The organism is Providencia sp. JGM181 (assembly GCF_018257375.1).
GTDB classification, from domain to species: domain Bacteria; phylum Pseudomonadota; class Gammaproteobacteria; order Enterobacterales; family Enterobacteriaceae; genus Providencia; species Providencia lanzhouensis.
In genome coordinates, this window is sequence record NZ_JAERJY010000040.1 from 1 (window position 1) to 25,568 (window position 25,568).

Here is a 25,568-nt window from a genome sequence, read left to right on the forward strand (position 1 = left end):
GTTAAATATTGAACAGATTAAGTGTGAATATCCAAAAAGTGTAATTTAATATTTATTTGACATAAAATTAACATATGAATAATATTCGATGAGTTTGATTTTTGAACAATGCCAATTGCAGGTAAATCGAAAATAGAATCGGAGAATTATTATGATAAAGCCATATGGTGTAGTGGGTTTAGTGCCAACAACGTGGGGAATAAAAACGCGTAGCGATATTATGAAAAATATCGACCATCTTGAGGAGCTATCTCACGGTGCGCTGTGGCTATCTTCATTGGATCTCCCTGTTCGTTTACTTGTACTTCCGGAAGGTGCTTTACAAGGTTTCAACGATGAAGCACTGGATTTACCGATTGCTGAATTTCTAAAAGATGGCGCTATTGATATTCCAGGCCCTGAGACTGACCGACTGGGTGAATTAGCGAAATCTCAAAATGTGTACATCATGGCGCAGGCAAAAACCCGCGATCCAGATTGGCCGGGTATTATGTTTAACGTTGGGTTTGTTATTGATCCCAAAGGGAACATTATCCTGAAACACCATAAAATGTCCTCTTTGTTGCCGTGTGAACGTTCGGCATCGCCTCATGATCTGTACGATGAGTGGATAAAAAAATATGGGCGTTCATTACAATCTTTCTGGCCAGTCGTTGATACTGAAATTGGCCGATTAGGGGTAATGATGGCCATGGAAGGAAACTTCCCTGAAAACGGTCGTGGTCTGGCATTAAATGGGGCAGAAGTGGTGTACCGCGCTTCATTACCAACGCCATTTACTGAAAATGACCTGTTTGAAATTTCTAACCGAGCCCGTGCGTTGGAAAATAATTTCTATGTTGTGGCGCCGAATATTGGCTCAATGTATATGTTCCCAACCACACAAGCGCCAATTGACTGTGGTGGCGGTCGTTCACTGATTGTGGATTACAAGGGTAAAATTGTGGGTAAACAAGAAGATACTAACGGTTCAACCTATGTTTATGGGGTGATTGATATTGAAGCGATGCGCCATCACCGAGCCAATGCTTCGGTCAGTAATTGGCTGAAAGATATTCGGACTGAATGTGCTCAGCTCATTTATGAAACGCCAATTTACCCGAAAAATACCTACTTACATGAGCCTCAAGGCAATCATAAACACTACCGAGAAACCATTTTAAATAAGCAAATCGAGAAAATGATCGAACGAAATGTATTTGTACCGAGTGTGTATGATAAGCAATAACGACCGCTATTAATCAAAAACCAACAGCGTGTATTACGTTGTTGGTTTTTTTAATTCTAAGCTAACGGGTATCGCTATTTTCTATAACGTTTATAGATTTCAGTGGTACCGACAGACAGGGTGCGATTTAGCTGTTTAGGCTGCGCAGCAAAATCAGCATCAATTAAAAACAGATTTTTTTGCCTATCTTTTCTTACGTTGCCTTCGGAGCCATGATCAAAAAGAGTGCGTCCCCGGGATTCAACAAAACCAGAAGCCTCCTTGCCTGTTATCGATCTCCCATCAATAAACTTAGTGACTAAAATGGCATTGCCATTTGCGAGCGTAGTAGATCGTGCAAAGTTAATATCTTGATTTACCTCATTTAATACTCTGGCGCAGCGATCGTATTTCGCATATTTATTGTATTTAAAGTTTAAATCGCGATGAGGAATTTTAATCGCAAAGTTACCCACGCGATAGGCGGTTCCATATTCCCCTTTACCAAGATAATGACGCATGTTGAGGGTGAGCGTGCCATACTCCTCCTCACCAAGTTCATTGTGTTTGCTGATAGAGCGAGCGCGACATGTCGAGTGATTTTTGACTAAAAAGATAGGTCGATGATCAGCGCCGAACGCATCATTTTTAAAGATGATATTGAGACGATGCAACTTTTCTGTGAACTGGTCTATTTCGCTTGGTACTGTTTTTGCGATTGTAGGCTCAATGTGTACTTTGTTTGGCGCTAAATTCGTATTTTTTTCTATTTTTTGCGGAGAAGGATTCTCTGGTATTGTCAGCTTTACGAAACTTTGATGGGAAGGAATGATTTCTGTATTTTTTGCTTTCTTGGGACGTTTTAACAATGTATTAAACAAGTTGGTATTAAATAACCTGTTTACTCTCTCTATAAACCCGTTTTTTTTATTTTTAGGTTTCGCCAAAGCGGATTGGTTTTGTTCAATATGTGGTTGCAGTATTTTACCTGTATACTCATGACTTATTTGCTTCATTGAATACTCTCCTTTTTAGATAAAAATATAAAAAAGAGAGTGTTAGATATATCAAAAATGGATTTTCACCTAAACTTTAAACGTATTTTCGATATCGCTGAATATTGATTGCCATTCTGCATCATCAATATCCATCAAACCAAAATGGCGCAAAATAAAAGTGCCTTCAGTGGCTAAAAATAACAATCTAGCGCGTTTGCCACTTTCGGTTGATAAATCTAAATTAGCAATGCGTTCTCGATACCATTTACGGGTGCTTTCTAAATACTCAGGTGTTTGAAGCAGAGAAGCCATTAATGCGGCACCTTTGGCGATACTGGTTTTATCGTGGTCCGCTGTGGCTTTTATGTGGGCAATCACTCGACCTTCAGGACTGTTATCTTGGGCTATTGCTTTACTGAAAATTTCATCGTAAGAGTGGCTCCAGCGTTCAAACATGGCATCAATTAAGGCTTCTTTGTTACCAAAGCAGTATTGGACTCCCCCTTTAGAAATCCCCATTGATTTGGCGACTGCATCAATCGTCAGTGCGGTAGCACCTTGATTAATGACAATCTCTTCTGCGGCTTCTAGCACTTTTTCGCGATCAATTGTTCGTTGACGTCCCATTTAAAAAAACCTCTTTTCAATACGTACGTATGGAATTATATTATAGCACGATCATCCATCAAGGTGATCAATTAAACAAGTTGAGAAGATTTTATGATAGCAGATTATAAACGTTGGATTATTCTACTCTTAGTATCGAGTGTTTTATTTCTCATCGTCATTGATGTTACCGTGCTATATACCGCACTGCCTAAGCTCACCCATGATCTAGGTGCAACAGCATCTGAAAAATTATGGATTATGAATGCTTACCCGCTAGTGGTCGCGGGGCTATTGCCTGCTGCGGGAATGTTAAGTGATAAAGTGGGTCATAAGCGGATGTTTATACTAGGGTTGCCCTTATTCGCATTGGCCTCTCTGTGCGCGGCATTTTCACCGAGCGCATTAAGCTTAATTTTGTCTCGTGGATTTTTAGCGGTGGGTGCCGCGATCAGTATGCCAGCGACATTAGCCATTGTTCGCCAAGTCTTTTTAGACCCGAAAGAGCGGGCGCTGGCGATTGGTATTTGGTCTGCGGTAGCATCGGGTGGGGCTGCAATTGGGCCATTAGTCGGCGGTGTGTTACTCAATCATTTCTGGTGGGGCTCCGTCTTTTTAATCAACGTACCGGTGGTGCTGTTGGTGATCCCATTTGCGCTTTCTTTAATACCAAAAAGTACGAGAAATTCGCAGCAACCGATTGATTATTTAAGTTCTTTGTTTGTATTGGTGGGGCTGATTGGTTCAATCTATGCCTTGAAAGAGCTTGGAAAAGCCAATATTGATTGGTTCACGTTACTCATTGCTGGGGCGATCGGCATTGCCTTTCTGGTTATTTTTAGCCGTCGACAATTAGCGTCAGAATCGCCCATGATTGATTTTAAATTACTCAGCGACCCTCGATTTTTTGCGGGCATTCTGATGGCGATTTTATCCATCGTGATCATCGTTGGTGTCGAGCTACTATTAAGTCAGCGCTTGCAGTTGGTATTAGGTTATACCCCATTCGAGGCGGCGTTATACATTATTCCGATCCCGATTGCGTCTGTGTTAGCGGCTCCGTTAGCGGGTATGTATTTGCATAAAGTCGGCGCTAAACTAATGATGATTTTAGGATTTATTTGCACATTAGTGGGCGTCATTGGGGTTGCGTGGGTATTCAAAACCTCAACCGGCTTGGTATTACTGTCATTCTTATTCTGTGTTGGGTTCGGATTAGGTGCCATTTTTACCACAGCATCAACGACCATCATGTTAAATGCGCCAGATGAAAAAGCAGGAATGGCAGCATCCATTGAAGAAGTGGCTTACGAGCTAGGTAGCGTGCTCGGTGTGACATTTATGGGTGGCTTGATGAGTGCGGTTTATACCGCAAAGCTGGTATTACCGGCAGGTTTTACGGTAGCAGACAAAGTCTATGATAGCCTTGATGAAGCGTTAATTGTGGCTGAAGGGTTACCGCAAGATAGTGCAAGTCTCTTAGTGAATCAGGCGAGTATGGCATTTGATAACGCATTTATGTCTGTCATGATTGCCACGATAATTGTGCTGGTGGTGAGTATTGTTGTGTTGCCGTTTTTCTTCCGCCAAAAGCGTACCGTCTAACAATATTGTTCAAATAACCTTGTCTAAAAATTAAGAAAAAAGTGCGTCGAATAAAGGCGCACTTTTCATTAATTATAAAATCATCTAATAAGTATATCTATCTAACACCCTTTAAAATGGTCTCTCTGCCACGTTTTACTTACTCTGAATTTTCAATCTGGTGAGAATGAAAACAAAGGGGATTTATGCAACTAAACCACAGTGATAGCTTAATTTTCCGTGATAATTACTTGAATAAAGACAGTTGGATCGCGGCGAATAAAGTCATGACAAAGAAGATTTTGACGGAACTTACTCATGAGGGGATTATTACACCCGAGCATATTAGCCACGGCGACTATGTACTGAATATCGAAAGCCAAGGCGTTTGTTATCACTTTAAAGCAAAAAAATATTTACTAGCACATTTAGATATCAGTCTTGCATCCATAAAAAAATATAAAGATGGGCTGGAAATTCCCGTAGATGCTTTAGATCTTTTTATTGAATTACTCGAATTTATTCATATTGATAAAGCGATATTACCAACCTATGTTGATGGATTATTATCGACGTTAAACGGTTGGGTATATAAGCGAAATGGGAAGCGTCTTAGCGCTGACAAACTGATATTCGCAGATTATCAATCAATAGAATCTACTATGGATGAAGGACACCCCGCGATTATTGCTAATAGAGGGTGTTACGGATTTGATTTCATTGACTCGTTGGTATATTCGCCAGAATATATGGCTAAGCAAAAAGTGGTTTGGATTGCGGTTCATAAAGACAAAGCCACATTTAGTGCAATATCCTCATTAAGCTATCAGGATATTATTCAATCAGAACTCTCCACAGAAGAAATCAGTTATTTTAATGACATAGTCCATCAACAGGCCGTATTGAGTGACGATTACTATTGGATGCCGGTGCACGAATGGCAATGGCGCGAGAAAATTTTAATTCGATTCTCTGCTGATATTGCGAAGAAAAATATCATTTTCTTGGGAATGAGTGTGGATGAGTATTTTGCTCAACAATCAATTCGAACGCTCTTTAATGTCAGCGATCCCAGTAAACGTTATATCAAGCTAGCCGTCTCAATTTTTAATACCGGATTTATGCGCGGGCTTTCCCCCTATGCAATGAAAGTGACCCCAGGAATTAATGAATGGCTAGATAACTTATGCTCTCAAGATAACTATTTGGTTGAAAAAAACTTCAAGTTACTCAAAGAAGTTGCGGCAATAGGATTCAGGGATACGCTATTTGAAAAGGTTATCACGGAAAGCTCGCCACAAAAGCATATGTTATCTGTATTATGGCGAGAATCTGCGTACGATAAAATTGAAAAAAATCAGCGTATAATGACTATGGCGGCATTATTGCATGTAGATAAAAGAGAAACGTCTTTTATTGTGGAATTAATTAAACTCTCTGGCCTTTCTGGGCATGAATGGATAAAAGCGTATCTTGATTGTTATTTATTACCTCAATTACACCTATTTTATGCCCATGATATTGCTTTGATGCCCCATGGCCAGAATGTGATTTTGATTATTGAAGAGAACAAACCGATCGGTATCTTGATGAAAGATATTGCGGAAGAAGTGATTTTCTTTAATCCAGAAGGTTCATTGCCTGAGGCTGTGTCACAGTGCACCCATATTGTAAAAGATAACCTTAAAATTGAGCATTTTTGGACCGAAATATTTGATTATTTCTTCCGTTATTTGGCTGTAATTTTAGATAAACATGATTGCTTGGCGGAAAATGATTTTTGGCAGCTAACGGCGGATGCCATTTTTGAATATCAGGCATTGTACCCTGAATATAAAGAAAAATATGAAAAGTTAGATTTATTTAAACCCACATTTAAGCAATATGCGATTAATAGACAAAAAATGATTCACGGGCCTGAGTGTCTATCTCTACGGGAATTTAAAACCAATAAGGAATTTTCGAGAGAACTTCCTAACCCATTATTTTTATTTAAAAAATAATCAACAAAATAGAAAGATGCTCGTGATTGAGCATCCTTCAGTGGTCTGACTATTTAACTTTGCGAATTAAAACTGCAGCCAAGAATGGGCTAATAGCAAACAGGGCAAATAACCAGACAGAGGCTTGTTGAGCACCAACTAACCCACCAGGATTAATCAATCCGCTATTATTGACCACCACGCCCACTAATGCCGCAGATAAGGCAGTTGCATACAATTGTATCGTAATCACTGAAGAGGATGCTAAGTTTTCTTCCCCTTTAGGTGCCGCATTAAATACTCGCAGAACTAAATGAGGCCAGCAGATGCCAATTCCTAATCCAACTCCCATCATGGCGAGTAGGTAAAGAATAAATAATGGAATGGTGTTAACTAAATCCAGATTAGGGGTTAGAACCGCTAGAATTATCAGCGATACCAAGATGATAACGGGACCCGCTTTAAGGATGCGTAAAACGATCGCGCCCGTTTTATTGGCGCTGAGTAAGGCACCTACTGTCCATCCCGCCGCCATCACGGCAGTTAAATAACCCGCCATCAACGGTGAAAACTGGTGAATAGTTTGCAGGAAGTAAGGCACATAAATTTCGGTGGTCATTCCCCCCACCAGTAAACCCATCGTCAGGAAAATAACCCCAAGCTGAGTTTTTAGGGAGTAAGCCCCTGTGGGGAGTAAACGCTTTCCACTTTTACCATCAATAAGCGCAATGGTGACGAGCAAGGCAATGCCAATGAGTAACCCGATAAGATTGCTGAGCAAGCTTTCCGATAAACTGCCAATTGAGATAGCCAGCACGGAAATAACTAACAGTGAAATCGCAAGAATGGGAATTTTTGTTGTTTGCGCTTGCTGAGATTTTTTCCCTGGTAATTGGTTGATAACTATCATTGCCAGCACAACCGCCACAGGCAATAAAGCCCAAAAAGCCCAGCGCCAATGACCCCCTTGAGCAAAAATACCGCCAATGGCAGGACCACACAACGTAGCTATCCCCCACATACCGGATATCACCCCCATGGCGCGAGACCACAAGTTTGGCGTGAAGACAATACGGATCAGCGCGTAGCTAAGCGCGAATAACATCCCGCCGCCAAGCCCTTGTAAGGCGCGCCCGCCTAATAAGGTGAGCATGGACGGTGAGGATGCACACCAAATGGCGCCCAAGGAAAACAGTAACAGAGCACTAAGGTAGGCAAGTTTAGGTCCTAGGCTGTCCAGTACTTTACTGGATAATGCAGAGCCAATAATGGAGGTTGCCACAAATAACGTGGTGTTCCACGCATAATATTCAAGACCGCCAATATCATTGACGACACTCGGTAAAATCGTGGTGACAATATAAATATTGATAGCATGAAGTGCGACGCCACCTGTGAGGGCTATCGTCAATAATGCATTAGTGCCGCTGAGTAAATCGGCCCATTTTCCTTGAGGTTCGGTGCCTGTTTCATTGAATTCGGTGACAGTTTTGTTGCTCATACGCAGACCTGCTGGACGAAAGAGTAAAGAAAAGGGTATTATCCAAGTATTGTCTTGGATAATAAAATTACACTATGAATAAAGCAAGTAAATACTTTGATAATCTAAATCTCACTCAAGCAGTGGATAAGGTGCTGTTTTGCATCAAAACCAAAGGACCCGTTTCCACAGCAGTGATTGCCCATGACCTGGGTTTAACGGGGGAAGCAGCACGCCAGCATATCCATAAATTAACGTCACTGGGTCTGGTGGAAGGTGTTCAATGCACCGCACAATCTGGCGCTGGGCGTCCTCGGCAAAATTGGGTATTAACGGAACTGGGACATCAACGTTTTCCCGATACCCATGCTCAACTGGCTTTGCAGCTCATTGATTCAGTGAAAACCATTTTTGGTGATGAGGGGTTAGAAAAGCTGATTGAACAGCGAGAAGCGGAAAGTCGCAGTAAATATTTAGGGCGCTGCCAAGGGCTGCCATTAGAACAATGTTTAGCTGCACTCGCCGAGGTTCGTAGCGAAGAGGGCTATATGGCGAAGGTTGAGCAGGAAGGCGATAGCTGGTTATTTATCGAAAACCATTGCCCTATCTGCGCGGCGGCAACCGCGTGCCAAAACTTTTGCCGTTCTGAATTGGCACTATTTCGCGAAGTATTAGGGGAACAGGTGAATGTAGAACGGGAGCAATACCTGCTTGATGGTGCAGGGCGCTGTGTATATCGGGTTACTTTGAAAGGGTAGTCGGCGGCGTCGCTTTTAATTTTTTATTGGCTAACCACGCATAGGTAATTCCGGCGATGGCGCCAGCAATATGGGATTCTGTCGATATTTGCTGGTGAACAGGCAGTAACCCGCTCGCCATCGCACCAAAATAGAACAGTACCAATAGGGCGATAATGATATCTAACAGTTTGCGGCGGAAAAAACCTTGGGCAATCAATAAGCCCCAAAGCCCAAAAATCCAGCCGCTAGCGCCAATATGCAGCGCATTTCTACCCACTAGCCAGATAATCAAGCCACCAACCACAATAATAAACGCGCTGGCATAAGCATATTTTCGAATGGAATCATGCAGCAGCAGGGCGCTTAAAACCAGTAATGGCGGCAGATTACTCAGAAGATGTGCCCAATCGCCGTGGATCAGTGGGGCAAAGATAATCCCCACCAGCCCGTGCAGCGTTCTTGGTTGGATGCCGAACCCAACAAGCGCGTAGCCACTTAAACTATTGGCGATTTGAATAGTGATCAGCAAACCCGCAAGGGTAATCAGTAATTTAATTCGCGGGCTTAGCCAAGTTTGCATTATCGATGTCCGAGAGATTGTACACTTTCAACCAGTTGGGCGAGCTGAGTCACAACGCGGTCGCCCACATCGGCATTATCACCACCTAATGCTTTGTTACGCAAGAAATCTTTCTTGATTTGCTGCCAGCGTGCTGCATCTTTCTCATTCAGCCTTCCGCGTAATTCTGCCAGCTTCAATAAGTTCTCTTCAGCACCTGTCGTTAATAATTGCGCTTCCCCAAGATAATGGTCATCCAGCAATCTCTCCAATTCATCATCATTCATAACGGAAGAGACTTTCTCGCTGAGCTTATTCATATTTCGGTAGCTGCCTTGCAGGCGGAATGCCGGCTCGGTTCGATATTTATCGGACTGTGCGGCACTGGCAATATATTGCTGGTTTACCTTCAGAACCACATCGCGCAGGCTGAGTAATCGGGAAATAACCGCCGTAATTTCATTCACTTCTGCATCGGAATATGGGTAGCTGAGTGCATTAGTGGAAACCGATTTGCCCATGGCTTTATCCACCAGCAAATACAGGTCGTTTAAATCTCGTAGTGCGAGAGGTGCTAATACTGGATTTGAGGTCAGGCTGTTTTCTATGTAGCTCAATGCAAAGGCATCATCCATCCCACCGAGCACTTCACCCAGGTTATAAATATCCGCACGGTTGGCGAGCATATCAGGGATACGGAACACTTCGCCAGATTCGGTATACGGGTTACCCGCCATGACAACACAGAATTTTTTACCGCGCATATCGTAGGTTTTGGTTTTGTTTTTCCATACCCCTTCGATGCGACGAGTTCCATCACACAGGGAGATAAATTTCTGTAAAAACTCAGGGTGAGTATGTTGAATATCATCTACATACAGCATCACGTTGTTGCCCATTTCGAGGGCTAGGTTGAGTTTTTCCAGCTCTTGTCTGGCGGTAGCATTCGGGGCTTGTTCTGGGTCGAGGGACAGCACATCATGCCCAAGCGCAGGACCATTAATCTTCATAAAGATCAAACCAAGGCGGTCAGCCGCGTACTCCATCAGGGTCGTTTTACCGTAACCTGGCGGGGAGATCATCAGTAACAAGCCCATTAAATCGGTACGCTTGTTTTCGCCTAGAGCGCCAATTTGCTTCGCCATGTTGTCACCGATAATCGGTAAATAGACGTCATTGATCAGCTTGTTACGCACAAATGAGCTCAGTGGCTTAGCTTTGAACTCATGAAGTTTTAGGCGGCTGCGCTCTTCACTCACAATGCGCTGACGCAGTGCTTGGTATTGACGGAAGGCTGGAATAAATTGCTTGCGCTGTTCGCGCATTCGACTGAAAAAGTCATCCAAACTTAACGAGAGAGTTTGGTTGTGGATTGTCGGGTGATCCCCCAGTAATCCAGTAACTTTAAAGTATAAATCGGCTTCGCTATAACGTGCCGATGCTATTTTATCTAAGATAATAATGGCGATGGCGCCTGGAATGTATGGACGTAAATGTGCAAATTCGTCAATCGAACACAGCCCTTGCAGCCAATTTTGCAATAGCGCCCAGCGCTGAGCATAGCGAGTGCCAAGGTTTTGCTGTGAATGATTGAAATCCAGCCACATATGGGCTTCTTCTAAGCGCGTTTGTAGTGCTGCCACTAAGTCCCGCGCATATTTGCTGTACACCAATTCAATCGGCGTTCTGGCTAACGCAAAACTGAGGTATTCCGCAGCTTGAGCTTGCTCATGAGCTTGGCAATTAATTGGATTATCTTGCAGGAATAAGCTGACATCTGCCTCGATCTCCGCTTGAAGATCTAAAAGGGCATCATCGTTATTGAATAGCTGGCGGATATTCATCGCGGTTCTGGCTCGTTCTGGCCATTGGGCAGGGTATTCGTTGCTTTGAATGTGATGCCAAAAAATCGCCGCAATGGCGCGAGCTGTTGGGTTGAAACGCAGTAAATCCGCGCTTTCACCAATCGGGAGCAGCTTTTTCAATATCGCGATAGCGTCGTGGTCGTGGATCCCTTTTTCGTAGCCTTCTTTGTAGCGTGGAGCCGCAAAATCACGCACCAGTTTGTCGATTTTTTCAGGGGCAGACAGCGTACTTTTTAGGGTATCGAAATTCAAACCATCTTGGCGTTTTGCTGCGGCATAAATGATGGAATACGCGAGGTATTCAGCGCGATAAACGGTATCAGATTCGGATTCGAGGTTGGCTGTCCAATAAGGCTGCAACTGTGCAAGTTCGGCGTTCTCAATGGGTTCTTGGAAATCCGTTCCGGTGAGGTATACCCACAGCTGGTTATCTTTTGGCAAGATAGTCAGGTCAAGCTCTTGGGTGTTAACACTGAAACGGTGGCGACCCAGCTTAATAATGTTGCCGCCATCTTCGAATATATCGGTTTTATCCCGCAAAATGCGAATGGCTTGGTCGCGAGAGGCTTTAAGTCTGGCGTCGATATCATCAGCTTTGACGTTATCGTTGATTTCTCGTAGTTTCTCGATGATTTCACGGGTTTTTTGTGCGAGCGGGTCGGTAGCAAAAAACGCATTCAGTTCATCTTGGTTTTGCAAGCGTACAGTACGGCGTTGAAGGCTTTCTAATAAGCGGTCGGCGGCCGTTAATAAATTCTGCGAACGGCGCTGGCGGTCATCAATCAGGACTTGTTTATGGGATTCAAACGTTTCCAGTAATTCTTCGCGTTTTGCCAGAATATCATCAAGAAATTCATCATGATGGCTAAACTGGCTTTCTAGCTCTTCTAATTGAACCAGTAATCGGGATAACTGATCATCACAACGTTCTGGGTCAGTCGCGAGGGATAATGCGTTGGTGATGCCTTGGCTAAATAGGCGGAACTGCGCCCCAAATTGCGCCACGCTCTCAATGCTAGTTTGGGATTTGCGTTTTTGTTGTAAGCGGGCGCGGGACTGGTTTAACTGGGCATAAATGTGCGAAATGGCATCGATGATATGGGTCTGTAAGGTGACATCATCAAAACTCAAAGAAGCCATTAAATTAGAGAGCATGTCCAAATCCGCTGACATTTTTTCCATGTCATTCATTGGGACATCTAACTGCGCGCTGGTTTGAGCTTTTTCAATTAACTCTTCAAAGGCCGCAAGCTGAGTTTTAAACGGTTGCAGAGCTTTGTCGCTGGCAAGAAATTGCGCAGTACCTTGGGAAACGCGTTGCTGTGCTTCGGTGATTTCATTTTCCATCTCACTGAGTTTTGTGAGATCCATATAGCGGAATTCTCGCAATGAAATCAGATGCCCTTGTTGGGCATTTAAGGCGTTTAGCCCATCTACAAATTGTTGAATATCCGTCCATCCTTCAGGCAATGTGAGGGACAGTAAGGAGCGTTGGCGAGTGACCGCCTCATTCATTGATTTGACGGATTGCTGGCGGATGCTTTCGACTTTCTCGTATTCGTCGAGTACCAACTCACTGGTTTGGGCGATCTCTTTTAAGAGTTTGCCAATACCTAAGCATTGGTCGTCATTAAACCAATAGAAAATATCCAGCAAGTTTTTAGGTTGCTGGCTAAGTTGTTCATAGCGGGAAACGGAAACTTGGTTGCCTTCAATCTCTTTGGCGACATGGAGAATTTCGGAGATCCCACGGACTAAATCGGCATTACCGATACGCCCAAGAAACCCACCCCGTGGCGGCTGCTTATCGGCAAATTCGTCAGAATAGAATGGGGTTTGCCACACCTGCATAGGGTGAACGCGAGTGGCTTCGTCACCTTCCCCTTCGAACAGCACCATTTTGCCATCTTCGAGCATGGCATAACCATGACCGATTAATGGTACGGCAAGCTTACGTTCAATTAAATTGTAATTGAAAAGGGCGATACGACCTTGGTTCGGGGAATAAAACACATACAGCACATCTTCCCCGTTAGGTGAGCGGCGCAGACGACGAAAACGCATGCCATCCATTGGTTGCTCGAAGGTTTTGTACTCCCCGTTTTGCAGGTAGTAACCCCCTGGGAAGATAATTCCGTGATCTTCCGGCAACTGCACGCACGCTTGCCCTATGGCATCAATACGGTGAACGGTTTGATTCAGAATGTTGTAAACCAGATAGCGCCAGCTCTCTTCGCGGTATGGCAAGATTTTGAGTAAAATTAGGCTGCCAGTCTGAGCATATTCAATTTGGGCGTCATCGAGGGATTGGTTTTTATCGAGTACCGCTTCGCGGTATATGCCCAACCCATCTTCGGTATTATTTTCACATTTGATGGTTAGGTCGCCGCCGATGGTTTCCACAAAGACGGTATCGAGAATATTAATGTGAGGATAGCGTCCATTAACGGTATTTTCCCGCGTAGTACGTACCCATTCGAAATCATTGGTGGGGGGTAGGGCGATATCACGTTCACCCCTGTTATCGATGTATTCGATGCGGGATTTATCACTGGAAATTGACCAGCGGAAAACACGCACATCGGTTAACCGATCACCAATTTGAAAACTGGCTAACAGCTTGCCATCGCGCTCGACTAATTGCAGTAATTGCGTGTTTTTGTAATAGGTATACAGCTCAGTAAAATCCTGAACAAAGCGCGTATCATTGAGGAATGTCTCTTCGTAAGGGACAGAGATTACATCAAAATCACCTTCATTTTCAGTGAGCTGATATAAGGAAAAAACATCTTCAATGTGAGTTTCTTTTTTCAGACCCAGAAAAACGTTATAGCCAAATAGCAGCCAGTCACCGACACGGACAATGTCTCTCGCTTGGCAGTTATTTTCGGTTCGAATACGGATACGCCCGATAATGTCCATCTGGCTTTGACCAAATTCAGTCAACCGGCTGTCGTTGAGTTGAGCTGCTTTTTGGTGAAGTTGCTGCCCTTGTTCGGTTAAGCGCTTGCGTAATATTTCGTACGCACCACCTTCCGCGACGGCACTGTCGAGAATTTCCTGTTCGCGATTCACATCTTGGGTTTCTGACATGTTTAACGAATTTCCTTGGTCTTAAAAAAAGATACGCTCATAAACCGCCAAGTTGCCTATGTGCTGCAACTTGGCGGGATGAGGTATAAAACTTACTTGAAAAGCCTGAATATTGATAAATTAGCTTTGGTTATCATCGTAAGACACGGGTTTGCTCACGATGTTTTTCGCTGTTTGTGGTGCACTTTTTGCAGCCATAAAACCATTGATTAAATCTTTGACTTCAGGGTGTTGCAGTAAGGACGCGATATCAATTTTCTTCTCTTCTGTGACGCGATTGACTAACTTTTCAAGGTTATCTTTGGCAAAGCTACTTTTATCCATAAACCCATCAACGGCTTTACCCAAGCTCAGCGCTTTAGAGAAGGTGTTAAAGAAGTCACCATCACCGCCCACAATTTCGATGTTGGTTTTGCTCAGTGCCGCAGCCAGGACATCCGCTTGCTCGCGAGCAATTTCTTTGTTCGCTTCAATGGATGCCATGGATTGCTCGAACTCTTTCTCAAGGCGCATACGGAACTCTTCATGTGAACGAGCCGTATCACTGAGGTGATCCATAGATTGGAATTTATCAGTCAGACCGTCAGCTTCCGCTTTCAGACGCTGGCGAATCACTTCGGCTTGCGCTGCCCCTAATTGACCTTCACCGCGAGCTTGGGCTGCCAGTTTTTCTTCCAAGACTTTTGCATCTGCCAAGCCCAGTTTTTCTTTCGCGTTGGCTTGTTGTTCTTCACCACGAGCCTGCGCTGCCAATTTTTCTTCCAGAATTTTCGCTTCGGCAAAACCTTGCTCGCGTTCGGCGTTCGCTTTAGCTTCCATCACTTGCGCTTCGGTTAAGCCTTTTTCTTTCAGACCACGAGCTTCGGCTAACAGTTTTTCCGCGGTGATATTGGCTTGAACCAGACCTTCTTTCTCTTCAGCTTCGGCAGTGGCTTGGCGAACACGGGCTTCTGCTAAGCCTAATGCTGCATGTTCTGCTTCAATCCCTTCCGCTAAGCGTTTTTTGGCTTCAGCTTGTTTGGCGGAAGCTTCCAGTTCTGCTTGTGCCATAGTGCTGATTTCTTCTGCACGGTGCTTGGCACTTGCTTCATCGGCTTCGGCTTTTTTCACCTGGCGGACTAAGGCTTCTTCGGCTTCCGCTTGGGCGTTGATTACGGTCACTTGCTTCATACGCTCAGCTTCTGAAACTTCGCGAACTTCCTTGATGCGTTCCTCTTCCTGCGCGACAGTTTTTTCGACGGCGACGCGCTCGCGGATCACGTTAGAGATGTTTTTACGCTCTTCTTCTAGCGCTTTTTCTTTTTCAATACGTTGCAGTTCAACTTCACGTTCACGGGCGACAATTTCGAGTTCGCGAGCTCGGCTTACTCGCTCTTCTTCGATAGCCACGGCACGGGTGCGGTTCTGTTGAGCCACTTCCACTTCACGCATGCGGTTTTCTTCACGAATTTCAATTTCTTGCTGAGTTTGAATACGCGCTTGCTCTGACTTGAGGCGCTCTTCTTCTTGAACGCGTAGGGTTTCAGCTTGTTCTCGTGCACGGATATTATCAATTTCGCGTTTTTGACGGGCTTCAGCATCGGCTTGTTGGCGCTCTAATGCTAAGCTCGCCTCGCGGGTTTCCACGTTTTTCTTTTTAATTGCTAACTCTTGGTCGCGCTCTTTTTGGTTAGTTTCGATATTGTGGATAGCAGTAATTTCAGTGATTTTGCGAATACCTTCGGAGTCAAAGATATTATTCGGGTCGAGAGCTGATTTTGGTGTTTGTTCTAAATAGTCGATTGCCACGTCTTCTAGCGCATAACCATTAAGGTCTTTACCAATCACATCGACAATACGGTCACGGAAGCTTTGACGGTCTTCAAACAGTTTGGCTAATTCTAATTGCTTACCAACCGTTTTCAGGGCTTCAGAGAATTTAGCGCTGAATAGGGCGCTGACGGCTTGATGGTCAGAGGCGCGCTCAACACCGATGGCTTTTGCTACCTTTAATACGTCTTCGGTGGTTTCATTAACACGCAGATAGAAGGCAACAGTGATATCAGCACGTAAGTTATCTTGGCAAATTAAGCCGTCTTTACCACGGCGATCCACTTCCAGCGTCAGCAGCGAAATGCGCATAAACTCTTTCTTGTAGATAACGGGATACACTAACGCACCCGTGAAATGCACTTTTGGTTGTGACGACATGTCGTTGACAATCAGAGCGGTACCTTGAGGGACTTTGATGTAGAAGGCTTTAAATAAACCAAAGAACCCAAGAATGATGATGATCACTCCCCCAACAACCGTTAAAAAAGGCATGTATTCAGCCAAATCCATATTTTTTCTCCATGGGTTCTGACGATGTCGTCATTCTTTATTAATTAGCAAAGTAGGTAGTTTATTTTTTGTGTTTACTGCCTGAATTCGTTTTCGGTGACAACTTGGTAACTGTGGGATTGAGGGTCATAACTGATGATAACGACGCGATCCCCGCGTTTAATATTTTCAGAGCTAGGTGCTCTAACCTGTAAAATTAGCCCCGCACCGCCATCTTCTAAGGTGGCTTCCCCATTTTGTTCTGTGACCGTCCCGGAGCGCACCGTTGCCAATTTCCCCATTAGCTGATGAACCGTTTTGGGTTTATTAATATTAACCAGTCGGCTACGGATGGGTTTTAGGCAAATGGCGGTTAAGTGCAGGGAAATAAAGGCGGTGATCACTAGCGACGTGACTCCAACGGCGTAACGCAGCAAGGTCATATCAATAAAGCGTAGGAATAAATGCGCAGCAAAGTAACTAATCAGCCAGCCGAAGAGGGTGAATAGCGTCAAGATAATGGTGACGGGAATTCCGGCTAAACCAAGTTTTGTCAGCCAGCCGGCAAAGCCAGTGAGATCGAGGCCGTCAGCATCTAATTCGGTATCGATATTAAATAAATCAATATCTAACAGACCAAAAGCGGCACAAAGCCAGTAAAACAGGACAATAATCAGTAAACCGCTAAAGATAATGGTCGGGAAAGCCAAGCAATTTTCTAAAAACAAATTCATTTATTTTTCTCTTTAGTTAAGTGGCTGAATGTGACTTTAGCGGGTATCTGTCTGTTACGTGTATGGCCTTTAACTGTGTTTTTATCGCGAATTTATCTAAAAGTGAGCAAAACCACGTTAATCATAAGCTCTTTTCGCGTTAACAACATAGGACTAGTCTAAGTCTAGTTTCTAGATTATCTCGCTGATTTCTATGGTTAATTTTCTGTAGTTAATCTGAAAAAGAAAAAAGATTTAACTTGTTGATTATTAGCCAATTTAATTAAAAATAACAAAGATGATAATTATTCTCAATTATATTTTGGTGATTTTGAGGTATTGGTCATCCCTACTTTCGATAAGTCGAAAGAGTAGGGATGCGATTACAGAATCATGCACGAAAAGAACAGTGCGCGGACATTAAGTGCGGAAAATTAATCGACGAGGTTTAAGAATGCAGCACCACGGGCGCCGCCAGAGGCACCATAACGGGCTTTTTCGATAGCCGGCATTTTCGCAATACCATAAAGATATTGAGGTACCATTTCCGGTAATAGGCGATAAATTTCATCAAATTGCGACAGACCGCCGCCAATCACCACTAAGTCAGGGTCAAAGACGGTGATAACTTGCCCCATAAACATCGCCAGCACCATCATATAGCGTTCAACATGCTGTTTCGCAGTGATATCACCGTTGTGATAACGTTCAATAATCTCGATAGCAGAGCGTTTCTCACCAGTAAATGCGGTATAAATACGTTCGAAACCGGGACCTGAAAGGTAGGTTTCAAAACAGGCTGTTTGACCACAACCACAGACAATTTCAGGTACGGTGTCCCCGAGATATTTTGCGGCACGAACACTCATGTTCATGTGTCCGATTTCCCCAGCAATGCCATTTTTCCCTGATAAGACCTTACCGTTGATGACGAAACCGCCACCAACACCAGTGCCCAGAATCAAACCTAACACGCTAGGGTAACGCTTGAATTCAGGATCCCACGCTTCTGATAAGGCAAAGCAGTTGGCATCATTTTCAACTTTAACTGGGCGATTTAACAGTTTGGTTAGGTCATGAATGAAAGGTTTGTATTGTGCGCTTGGGACATTGGTCGTAAATACCACGCCTTCTGCGTGATTGACGATCCCCGGAACACCAATGCCAATTTTACCTTGGCAGTTAAACTGCGCATCGGCTTCAGCCGTTAAATCACGAAAAGCATTGAGCAACGCGAGATAGTCATCTTTGGGGGTTGGAACACGTTTTTGCCACACTTGATTGAGCGCTTGGTCGAACACTGCTAATTCAATTTTGGTGCCGCCCATGTCAAAGCCGTAATACATTTCATCTTCCTCAAATTGGTCTATTTCATTAAATAGAAATGTATCTATTTGATAAATAATGACAGAGAGTCAGTAATGGCTTAAGTATACAAAAGTTTCCCAAAAAATGATTGCGGGATGATTTTAATTCGATTATTGTCATATCCCATGAGTGTTATATTATAACATTACATTGTTTTTTGTTTACATTAAATTGTTATTGGGAGTTACCGTGAAAGTCCTCAGCTCATTAAAAACCGCTAAGCAGCGCCATCCTGACTGCCAAGTTGTGCGCCGTCGTGGTCGTATTTACGTGATTTGTAAAACCAATCCTCGTTTCAAAGCCGTTCAAGGTTAGTATTCCGTTATTCTCTGTTTCTTCGCATCCTTGCTTTCGCCGTGGCAATTCATACTCCTTGCCATGGCGTTTTTTTATATTGTTACAAATTCAAGCGTACTGTTTTTGATCTGCTCTCTTAACCATAAGGTTTTTGAGTTATAGGAATTACGTTTGTGCCACAGCATCAAAAAAGGGATTTCGAGCTGCTGGTAGAGAATGTCATCAACAGGAAGAGGAAGGCAGACTAAATCAAGGTTAAAATCATTAACATAGTGTTGGCAATAGCCCGGGGAGCTTGTAATAAGGTTATGGTCGGGGCGAGAAGCCATTAAGAGGGATTGTTCAAAGGTCGAAAAGGATAAATGAATTTGGCGATGTAACCCCATGGTTTCCAGTAAATCATCGAGCGCCCACGGAATACGGTTACCAAATTCGGTACTGATATGGGGATATTTCAAGTAATTTGCCAGCGTCCATTCTTCTTGCAAAATGGGGTGGTCACTGCGGATAAACGCCAGAGGTTTATCGGTGAATAACACTTCGAAATTTAGAATATCGGGTAGTTGGCTTATCGACTCTCTAGATAAATGAAAACTTTCACGACCGACTAACCCAATATCGGCATCCCCCGCAATCAGTGCTGCCAACGAGTTATAATCCCAATCTCGTACAATGACCTCGGATTCTGGGTATTGATTGAGGATATTCAGGGATAAATCATGGAGCATGATTAAGTTTAACGGTGCTTCCATCATTAAGCGGAAAGTCATGCCTCGTGGTTTTTCGGTATCACGAATTTCAGCAATATAGTGTGAGAGATTTAAAAACTCAGGCAGTGATTTTTCAATGCGTAGCATGAGTGGGGTAGGAAGCAGCCCTTGCGGGCTGCGGATAAATAGGGGGTCATCAAACCATTGGCGCAGTTTAGACAACGACTTACTGACCGATGATGGGGTGATTGCAAGGCGTTTAGCTGCGAGGCTAACACTGCGCTCTTCCACCAGATATTGCAGAATAACCAGTAAATTTAAGTCTAATCGATGCAGTTGCTTATTCACATGTAGCGACCTGTTGGTTGACTTGCGTGGTGGGCACTCTTAGCAACACCATGCCAATCATTCCCGCCGCAAGCAAGATAATTAACAACATACTGATTGATGGAACGCCCATCACACCCATCACCCAAATATACGCTGAGGCGCAGCTTAATTGTGAGATGGCCAATACAGAACTGGCAATACCCGCTTTTTGGGCAAATGGTGACAGTGCTTGGCTCATAATGATGCCGAACTGCATTGAGAAACCAACACCGCAGAAGGCGAAGACGATGTACAGCAGCGCCAAATGTGGGAGAGCCAGCAGATAGATGAAGAGCAGGATGCCATTAACTAGAAACAGGCTTAGGGCTGTGTTGAGCAAGGTATGGCTATTAAATGTCGAAATCAGTTTTGGCATCAAGAATGAGGTTCCCATACTCACCATCGCCAGTAAGGTCATGGCGGTAGAGTATTGGCCGGTTGTGAAACCGAGGTTTTCCATCAAGATAATTGGGGCGACGTTCACGTAAGTTAGGATCACGCCCATGCCGAAGCAGGAAATAATCAAGCGCGTGACAAAGAAGGTGCTAAATAGCTTTTCTTCTGTGGCAGGCTGGGTATTCGATTGCATAGCTGGTGATGCTGAAGAAGGCTTAGTTTCTTTAATTGAGATTAAGCAAAATAGCATACTGATAACCGCATAACCTGCCATAAAGTAGAACATCACCGACCAATGGTGAATCAGCAAAATGGCAAATCCAATGACAGGCGCTAACACGGGCGCGATGCAGGTCACGCCATTCATTGCAGCGAGCACTTTGGTGCGTCGCTGAGGCGTCAACACATCACGCAAAATAGCGAAGGTCACGACATAACAGAAACCTGCGCCAATCCCTTGAAAGAATCGCGACACTAAGAAGGTATCAATGGAGGTGGCATTTCCGGCGATCACAGAGGCGATGGCAAATACCATCGTACCGACTAAAACGACAGGTTTTCGACCAATATGATCGGCACACCATCCGGCAATTAACATGGTGGATGCCATACCCGCTAAATAGATAGAAAATGCCACATGGAGCTGGCTTTCATTGGCATTTAAATCGGCGGCAATATAAGGAATACCGGTTAAATGGAGGTCAACGCCCAAAGGATAGATAAGGACGATCCAGAAACTGAAAAGGACATATTTGGTCATGAGATACGCTACTTTGTGAGGATTAACTCGTTAATCTTAATGGGGTTGAATGATGGAATGTATGGATTAATTGGAAAATAGTATTTTCCAAAATGGAAATTATCAACCAATAAGTTTTTACTAATTATTAGCATCATTACTAATCTTCTTGCTATTAGTGATGAAATTCACTTGCACACTGGTTCATATTTTGTCACGTTTAATACGGTTGATTGATGATTTCTGAATTTTATCTTTCCGAAAAATTTCCCGCTTCGATTGGCAAAGTGAAAGTCGAGGGTAGAAATTTTTTGGGTGATGTATGTAAACAGACAGGGTGAAGAGAATGAAAAATGTAGGATTTATTGGCTGGCGTGGAATGGTCGGCTCCGTATTGATGCAAAGAATGGTAGAAGAAGGGGATTTTAACGTTATTCACCCGGTCTTTTTTACCACCTCCCAGCATGGGGCTGAGGCGCCTGTTTTTGGTGGTCATCGCAGCACGTTGCAAGATGCATTTGATATCGATGCACTGAGCGCACTGGATATTATTATTAGCTGCCAAGGCGGCGATTATACCAATGAAGTGTATCCAAAATTACGTGAAGCGGGCTGGAAAGGCTACTGGATTGATGCCGCGTCTGCACTGCGTATGAAAGACGATGCGATTATTATTTTAGACCCAGTGAACCATCAGCATATCCAAGACGGCTTAAATAAAGGCATTAAGACCTTCGTCGGCGGTAACTGTACGGTGAGTTTAATGCTGATGTCGTTGGGCGGTCTGTTTGCGAATGACTTGGTTGAGTGGGCTTCCGTGGCTACGTATCAAGCAGCATCCGGTGCGGGTGCACGCAATATGCGTGAGCTGTTGTCACAAATGGGTTCTTTGCACGCACAAGTGGCGAAAGAGCTGCAAAACCCGGCATCGGCTATCTTAGAAATCGAGAAAAAAGTCACAGACTTTACGCGCAGTGGTTCCATGCCTACGGATGCGTTCGGTGTTCCGCTAGCGGGCAGTTTGATCCCGTGGATTGATAAAGCGTTAGAAAATGGTCAAAGCCGTGAAGAGTGGAAAGGGCAGGCGGAAACCAACAAAATTCTGGCAACCGGCAGCAATATTATTCCGGTTGATGGCTTATGTGTACGTGTGGGCGCATTACGCTGCCATAGCCAAGCGTTCACGCTGAAACTGAAAAAAGATGTGCCACTGAACGAAGTGGAGCAATTACTGGCTTCCCATAATGAGTGGGTGAAAGTGGTGCCGAATGACCGTGAAATCACGATGCGTGAACTGACTCCTGCGGCAGTGACGGGCACTCTGAGCACGCCAGTAGGGCGTCTTCGTAAGTTGAATATGGGTCCTGAGTACCTCTCAGCCTTTACCGTGGGCGACCAGTTACTGTGGGGGGCTGCGGAGCCTCTGCGCCGTATGTTGAGAATTCTGCTGTAGTTCGCTTCCCTTAACAGGCAAAAATAGGTATGGCACCAGAGTGATTAAACGCTCTGGTGCCATTTTTTATTATGTAAATGTTTGTGGTGTTGATGGATTAAAACGACACTAACAATTTGGCATCAAGATTATTTTCTAAATACCCCTTAGCAGTAAATTGGCTGTAATCCATGGACAGTTTGAAATTATCTGTCAGTTGAAGGCTGGAACCCAGTTTGATAGCCATACCATCTTGCGGCGCATTAACCCCCCGATAGTTAAGCGGTGGTGCAAGCAGGTCTCGGTGGGCGAATCGGAAAGCCATTTCACGTTCCAGCTTGTCATATTGATGCCGCCAGCCGAATTCCCCGTGTACATCGATTGAGGATGTATTACCCACTTTCCATTGGTTATCTAAACGTATTCCCAGCGTTGTGGTCGTGGCATCGAGGGATTGGCGACCTGTCACCAGCGAGGCTTTTTCCCCTTTTTCTTTAAATCCATGGCTTTCGGCATTGGTAAAGGCAAAGTTTGCAAACGGTTCGGCGTTGATGAATGCCGATTTCCACGGATAAGCCGCTTCTATAAACAGGTGGTTGGTTTTGCCTTTGTAGTCGGCGGTATTGTGATCGGAATAAATGGATGAAGTGACTGTTCTATCGGTCTTGATGGTGTGCCATGTGTGTCCAAGCCCTGCTCGTAAGGTGATTGGCGCCAATTGCAGGGAACCGTAAGCGGCTAAATAATAGTTGTTACTATGGCTATGACCAACTCTGCCAGAGACGGAATTTTTGGTAAAACCGGTGCTCATTCCAAAGATAACGTCATCATTGAAGAAATGCTTATCAGCCCCTAAGAACACGCCATAATTGCTGTTTGTAAAGCCGGAAGCATTTCCATCGCTTTGGGTTCTGTCCCAATGGTAGGGAATATTTACCCACACATTGCCACGGTTATCTCCACGCTCTTTGACGATGTTTTCCGATACGCGAGTTTGTTGCAGCAGCGTACCGTGATATTGGCGATGGTTATTCAATTGGCTAGCTAGGGTATCGATATGAATTTGTGGGGATAGAGTGTGAAGAAGGTCGTAAACCCCTGCTGTGGTTTTGCTGAGAATTAAGCGTTTATACAGGGTGTTATTCAATGGAAGATCTTCAAGGACGTGAGCGATGGCGGTTTGGTTTGGCGTTTTTGCAAATGAATCAAAAGCCAGCTCACTACGACCGACATTGAGTGTAACCAGTTTCATCGAGGGGGAGCGAGGATCAGTACCATAATTCAGTGTAGTACCAATAAACAGGTAGTTAGGTTCGATGCTATCAAATTTCCCTTGGATATTGGGGGCGCGAATAATGTTGTATTCGGTTCGAAATCGCCCCTGAATTTCATCTTCATTTGGTATACGTTCATTGAATGGCGGTGATTCTTCAGCGAAGAACACTTTGACCTTACCGCCGTTAATAGTCACAGTACCGCCAGCATGTAGGGCATCAAACTCCTGTGTGCTTGTTGTCTGAAGACTCACATGAAATTCACTGCCGGGTTGGAAGGTAGCAGTATTATTCACCGTCATACGCCGTGTTGGGTCTTTAAGATTATCTCCAGGGGTTAGAATAGCACCGCTGTTAACCACTAAGTCGTCAACCGAGCCTGAAGCAATAAATCGGGCTCCTTGGTTTAATGTCACTGTATTTTTAATGCTGTGACGAAGTGCTAGTGTGCCATTGGTGACGTCAACTGGCGCATGTAGAATGTAACCGACTTCAAGCCCTCCGCCATTGATATTGACGGGGCCTGTTAAGTGGTTTTCTTGTGTTAAAATCACGTGGCCTTGCTGTATCTCCAGCCCCGCAAAACGGTTCGTACCCGTTAAGGTTAAGGTGCCTTCCCCTTGTTTGATTAACCGCCCTTTGCCATCGATGTTATTACTCCAAATATCGGTAATGCCGACGTTTGCAACGTCGTCTTGAGTTACCCGTTGATTGACGACCCAATCTTCAGCGAAATGCGTAGGCCCTTTATAGGCTTTCGGTAAGTTAATCAGCCCCCAGTGGCTTTCGGGTTGATTTTGTTTAGCTTCCCAGCCCGCTAAAGAGTTAGTGGGATAGGCGGTGCCTGCAATAATTTGCTGCCATTGAGATTTATTAAGATAGGCAAAGCGAGAGCGTAGCAAATAGGCGGCGTCAGCAGGGACTTGATCAACGCGAAGTGCCTGAGATGGCTGCTCACTTTGCTTAGCGTAATAACCTAGGTTTTCATTAAAAGAGGGGAGTGAGCCTATCGGTGGTTTGCATTTTTTTTCATTGATGGTGCATTGAGTGTTCAGTTCTTGGCGTACTTCTTTGGCTTGGCTAATCAGTGCATTGGCGGTTTTATCCTCTTTCAGTAAATGGGCGAGAAGATAATAATTGGCGGCGCGCGAGGCAATGGTATCGGTTGGGAAATGTGCGCCGACAATCACACGGCTTTCCCCGTAGCCGATGGCTCTATCAAAAAATTGAGCTCCTTTTTCTGGAAAAATTGTGGCAAATACAGCCGCTTGTTTAAATCCATTCCAAGTATGTCCGCTTGGGTAAGAAGAGCCTGTAATATCGACATAGTTTAGGAGATATTCGCCTTTATCATCGAAAACTTGATTTGGGCGACCACGTAAATAATAGTCTTTGAGAATAAAATCCATTGAGCGAGCTCGGTTTTGAATTGGGTCATCTGCAAAGGTGGCTAAATGGAATAAATTATTTAAACGGTTATAGGCTTTAATTTGTTTAAAATCATTATAATTAAATCCCTTTTGATTAAATACGTATTCTCGGTAAATATTGAAAAGATATTCTGGTGTGCTTTGTTTATCTTTTTCAGCGTTCTTTTTGCGCTTTCCTGTTAATTGCGTTGCTTGCTGGCTAACGTCTTTATCCCATTGTGCCGCTTGAGACTGCGGGGCTGGGTACGGCGGGATGATTTGGTTTTGTAGTTCGTCAAATCGCTGATTTCGCTGATCAATGATGAAGTTACTGGCATCAATATACTCGGAGTTTGCAAAGGTAATCTGGGTGTTAAATAGAGCAAATAAACTGAGCGATACAGCAGGAGTTATTTTGTTCATTATAGACCTATAGATTTTTAGAT

At 44.1% G+C, this 25,568-nt stretch carries 17 protein-coding genes; 6 read left to right on the top strand and 11 right to left on the bottom strand.

What is annotated here, in order from left to right; translation table 11 throughout:
- Positions 1-151: 151 nt before the first annotated feature.
- The gene (locus JK188_RS07560) at positions 152-1,228 is read left to right on the top strand and encodes a nitrilase-related carbon-nitrogen hydrolase (RefSeq protein WP_036950634.1); all 1,077 of its coding nucleotides are present in this window, start codon (positions 152-154) and stop codon (positions 1,226-1,228) included.
- Between the two features lie 74 nt (positions 1,229-1,302).
- Here JK188_RS07560 and JK188_RS07565 read toward each other — a convergent pair whose 3' ends face one another.
- Together JK188_RS07565 and JK188_RS07570 are read right to left on the bottom strand one after the other, a co-directional pair.
- Positions 1,303-2,223, bottom strand: a complete 921-nt coding sequence (locus JK188_RS07565) for a hypothetical protein (RefSeq protein ID WP_211887571.1) — start codon at positions 2,221-2,223, stop codon at positions 1,303-1,305.
- 69 nt (positions 2,224-2,292) lie between these two features.
- Entirely contained in the window at positions 2,293-2,832 is a 540-nt protein-coding gene (locus tag JK188_RS07570; RefSeq protein ID WP_132496986.1) for a TetR/AcrR family transcriptional regulator, read from the bottom strand.
- 93 nt (positions 2,833-2,925) lie between these two features.
- Between JK188_RS07570 and JK188_RS07575 the strand changes: the two genes are divergently transcribed.
- Positions 2,926-4,416: an MFS transporter gene (locus JK188_RS07575; protein ID WP_211887573.1), complete on the top strand. Its 1,491-nt coding sequence runs from the start codon at positions 2,926-2,928 to the stop codon at positions 4,414-4,416.
- A gap of 266 nt (positions 4,417-4,682) precedes the next feature.
- On the top strand, positions 4,683-6,398 hold the full coding sequence (locus tag JK188_RS07580; RefSeq protein ID WP_249215496.1) for an IucA/IucC family protein: 1,716 nt from the start codon (positions 4,683-4,685) through the stop codon (positions 6,396-6,398).
- Positions 6,399-6,447: 49 nt separating this feature from the next.
- Here JK188_RS07580 and JK188_RS07585 read toward each other — a convergent pair whose 3' ends face one another.
- Positions 6,448-7,878 (bottom strand): MFS transporter, encoded by a 1,431-nt coding sequence (locus JK188_RS07585; RefSeq protein WP_211887577.1) that lies wholly within the window; start codon positions 7,876-7,878, stop codon positions 6,448-6,450.
- 74 nt (positions 7,879-7,952) lie between these two features.
- On the opposite strand from JK188_RS07585, the gene JK188_RS07590 reads away from it, so the two are divergent.
- Positions 7,953-8,615: a helix-turn-helix transcriptional regulator gene (locus tag JK188_RS07590; RefSeq protein ID WP_036950643.1), complete on the top strand. Its 663-nt coding sequence runs from the start codon at positions 7,953-7,955 to the stop codon at positions 8,613-8,615.
- Here JK188_RS07590 and JK188_RS07595 read toward each other — a convergent pair.
- The 5 genes from JK188_RS07595 to nagK all read right to left on the bottom strand — a co-directional run bounded on the left by JK188_RS07595 (position 8,599) and on the right by nagK (position 18,474).
- Complete coding sequence (locus tag JK188_RS07595) at positions 8,599-9,177, bottom strand: rhomboid family intramembrane serine protease (RefSeq protein ID WP_211887579.1); 579 nt, start codon at positions 9,175-9,177, stop codon at positions 8,599-8,601. The two genes, JK188_RS07590 and JK188_RS07595, sit on opposite strands and share 17 nt — an antisense overlap.
- A complete protein-coding gene (locus tag JK188_RS07600) occupies positions 9,177-14,114 on the bottom strand; it encodes a DNA repair ATPase (RefSeq protein WP_211887580.1) in 4,938 nt (1,645 codons plus the stop codon). Before JK188_RS07600 ends, JK188_RS07595 begins: the two co-directional genes overlap by 1 nt.
- Positions 14,115-14,234: 120 nt before the next feature.
- Positions 14,235-16,436, bottom strand: a complete 2,202-nt coding sequence (locus JK188_RS07605) for a flotillin family protein (RefSeq protein WP_211887581.1) — start codon at positions 16,434-16,436, stop codon at positions 14,235-14,237.
- A gap of 74 nt (positions 16,437-16,510) precedes the next feature.
- Positions 16,511-17,149 carry an OB-fold-containig protein gene (locus tag JK188_RS07610; RefSeq protein WP_211887582.1) on the bottom strand — a complete coding sequence of 213 codons (639 nt, stop codon included), beginning with the start codon at positions 17,147-17,149 and terminating at the stop codon, positions 16,511-16,513.
- 413 nt (positions 17,150-17,562) lie between these two features.
- Positions 17,563-18,474: an N-acetylglucosamine kinase gene (nagK, locus tag JK188_RS07615; RefSeq protein ID WP_211887583.1), complete on the bottom strand. Its 912-nt coding sequence runs from the start codon at positions 18,472-18,474 to the stop codon at positions 17,563-17,565.
- Between the two features lie 211 nt (positions 18,475-18,685).
- On the opposite strand from nagK, the gene ykgO reads away from it, so the two are divergent.
- A complete protein-coding gene (ykgO, locus tag JK188_RS07620; protein ID WP_006660624.1) occupies positions 18,686-18,811 on the top strand; it encodes a type B 50S ribosomal protein L36 in 126 nt (41 codons plus the stop codon).
- Between the two features lie 74 nt (positions 18,812-18,885).
- Here the strand turns inward: ykgO and yidZ are convergent, their stop codons facing one another.
- Both yidZ and JK188_RS07630 read right to left on the bottom strand, forming a co-directional pair.
- Positions 18,886-19,851 (bottom strand): HTH-type transcriptional regulator YidZ, encoded by a 966-nt coding sequence (gene yidZ, locus JK188_RS07625; protein WP_036950656.1) that lies wholly within the window; start codon positions 19,849-19,851, stop codon positions 18,886-18,888.
- A complete protein-coding gene (locus tag JK188_RS07630; RefSeq protein WP_211887584.1) occupies positions 19,844-21,028 on the bottom strand; it encodes an MdtL family multidrug efflux MFS transporter in 1,185 nt (394 codons plus the stop codon). Before JK188_RS07630 ends, yidZ begins: the two co-directional genes overlap by 8 nt.
- A 325-nt stretch (positions 21,029-21,353) precedes the next feature.
- On the opposite strand from JK188_RS07630, the gene asd reads away from it, so the two are divergent.
- The gene (gene asd / locus JK188_RS07635) at positions 21,354-22,460 is read left to right on the top strand and encodes an aspartate-semialdehyde dehydrogenase (RefSeq protein ID WP_036950661.1); all 1,107 of its coding nucleotides are present in this window, start codon (positions 21,354-21,356) and stop codon (positions 22,458-22,460) included.
- A 97-nt stretch (positions 22,461-22,557) separates the two neighbouring features.
- Here the strand turns inward: asd and JK188_RS07640 are convergent, their stop codons facing one another.
- On the bottom strand, positions 22,558-25,545 hold the full coding sequence (locus JK188_RS07640; RefSeq protein ID WP_211887585.1) for an autotransporter domain-containing protein: 2,988 nt from the start codon (positions 25,543-25,545) through the stop codon (positions 22,558-22,560).
- Positions 25,546-25,568 lie beyond the last annotated feature (23 nt).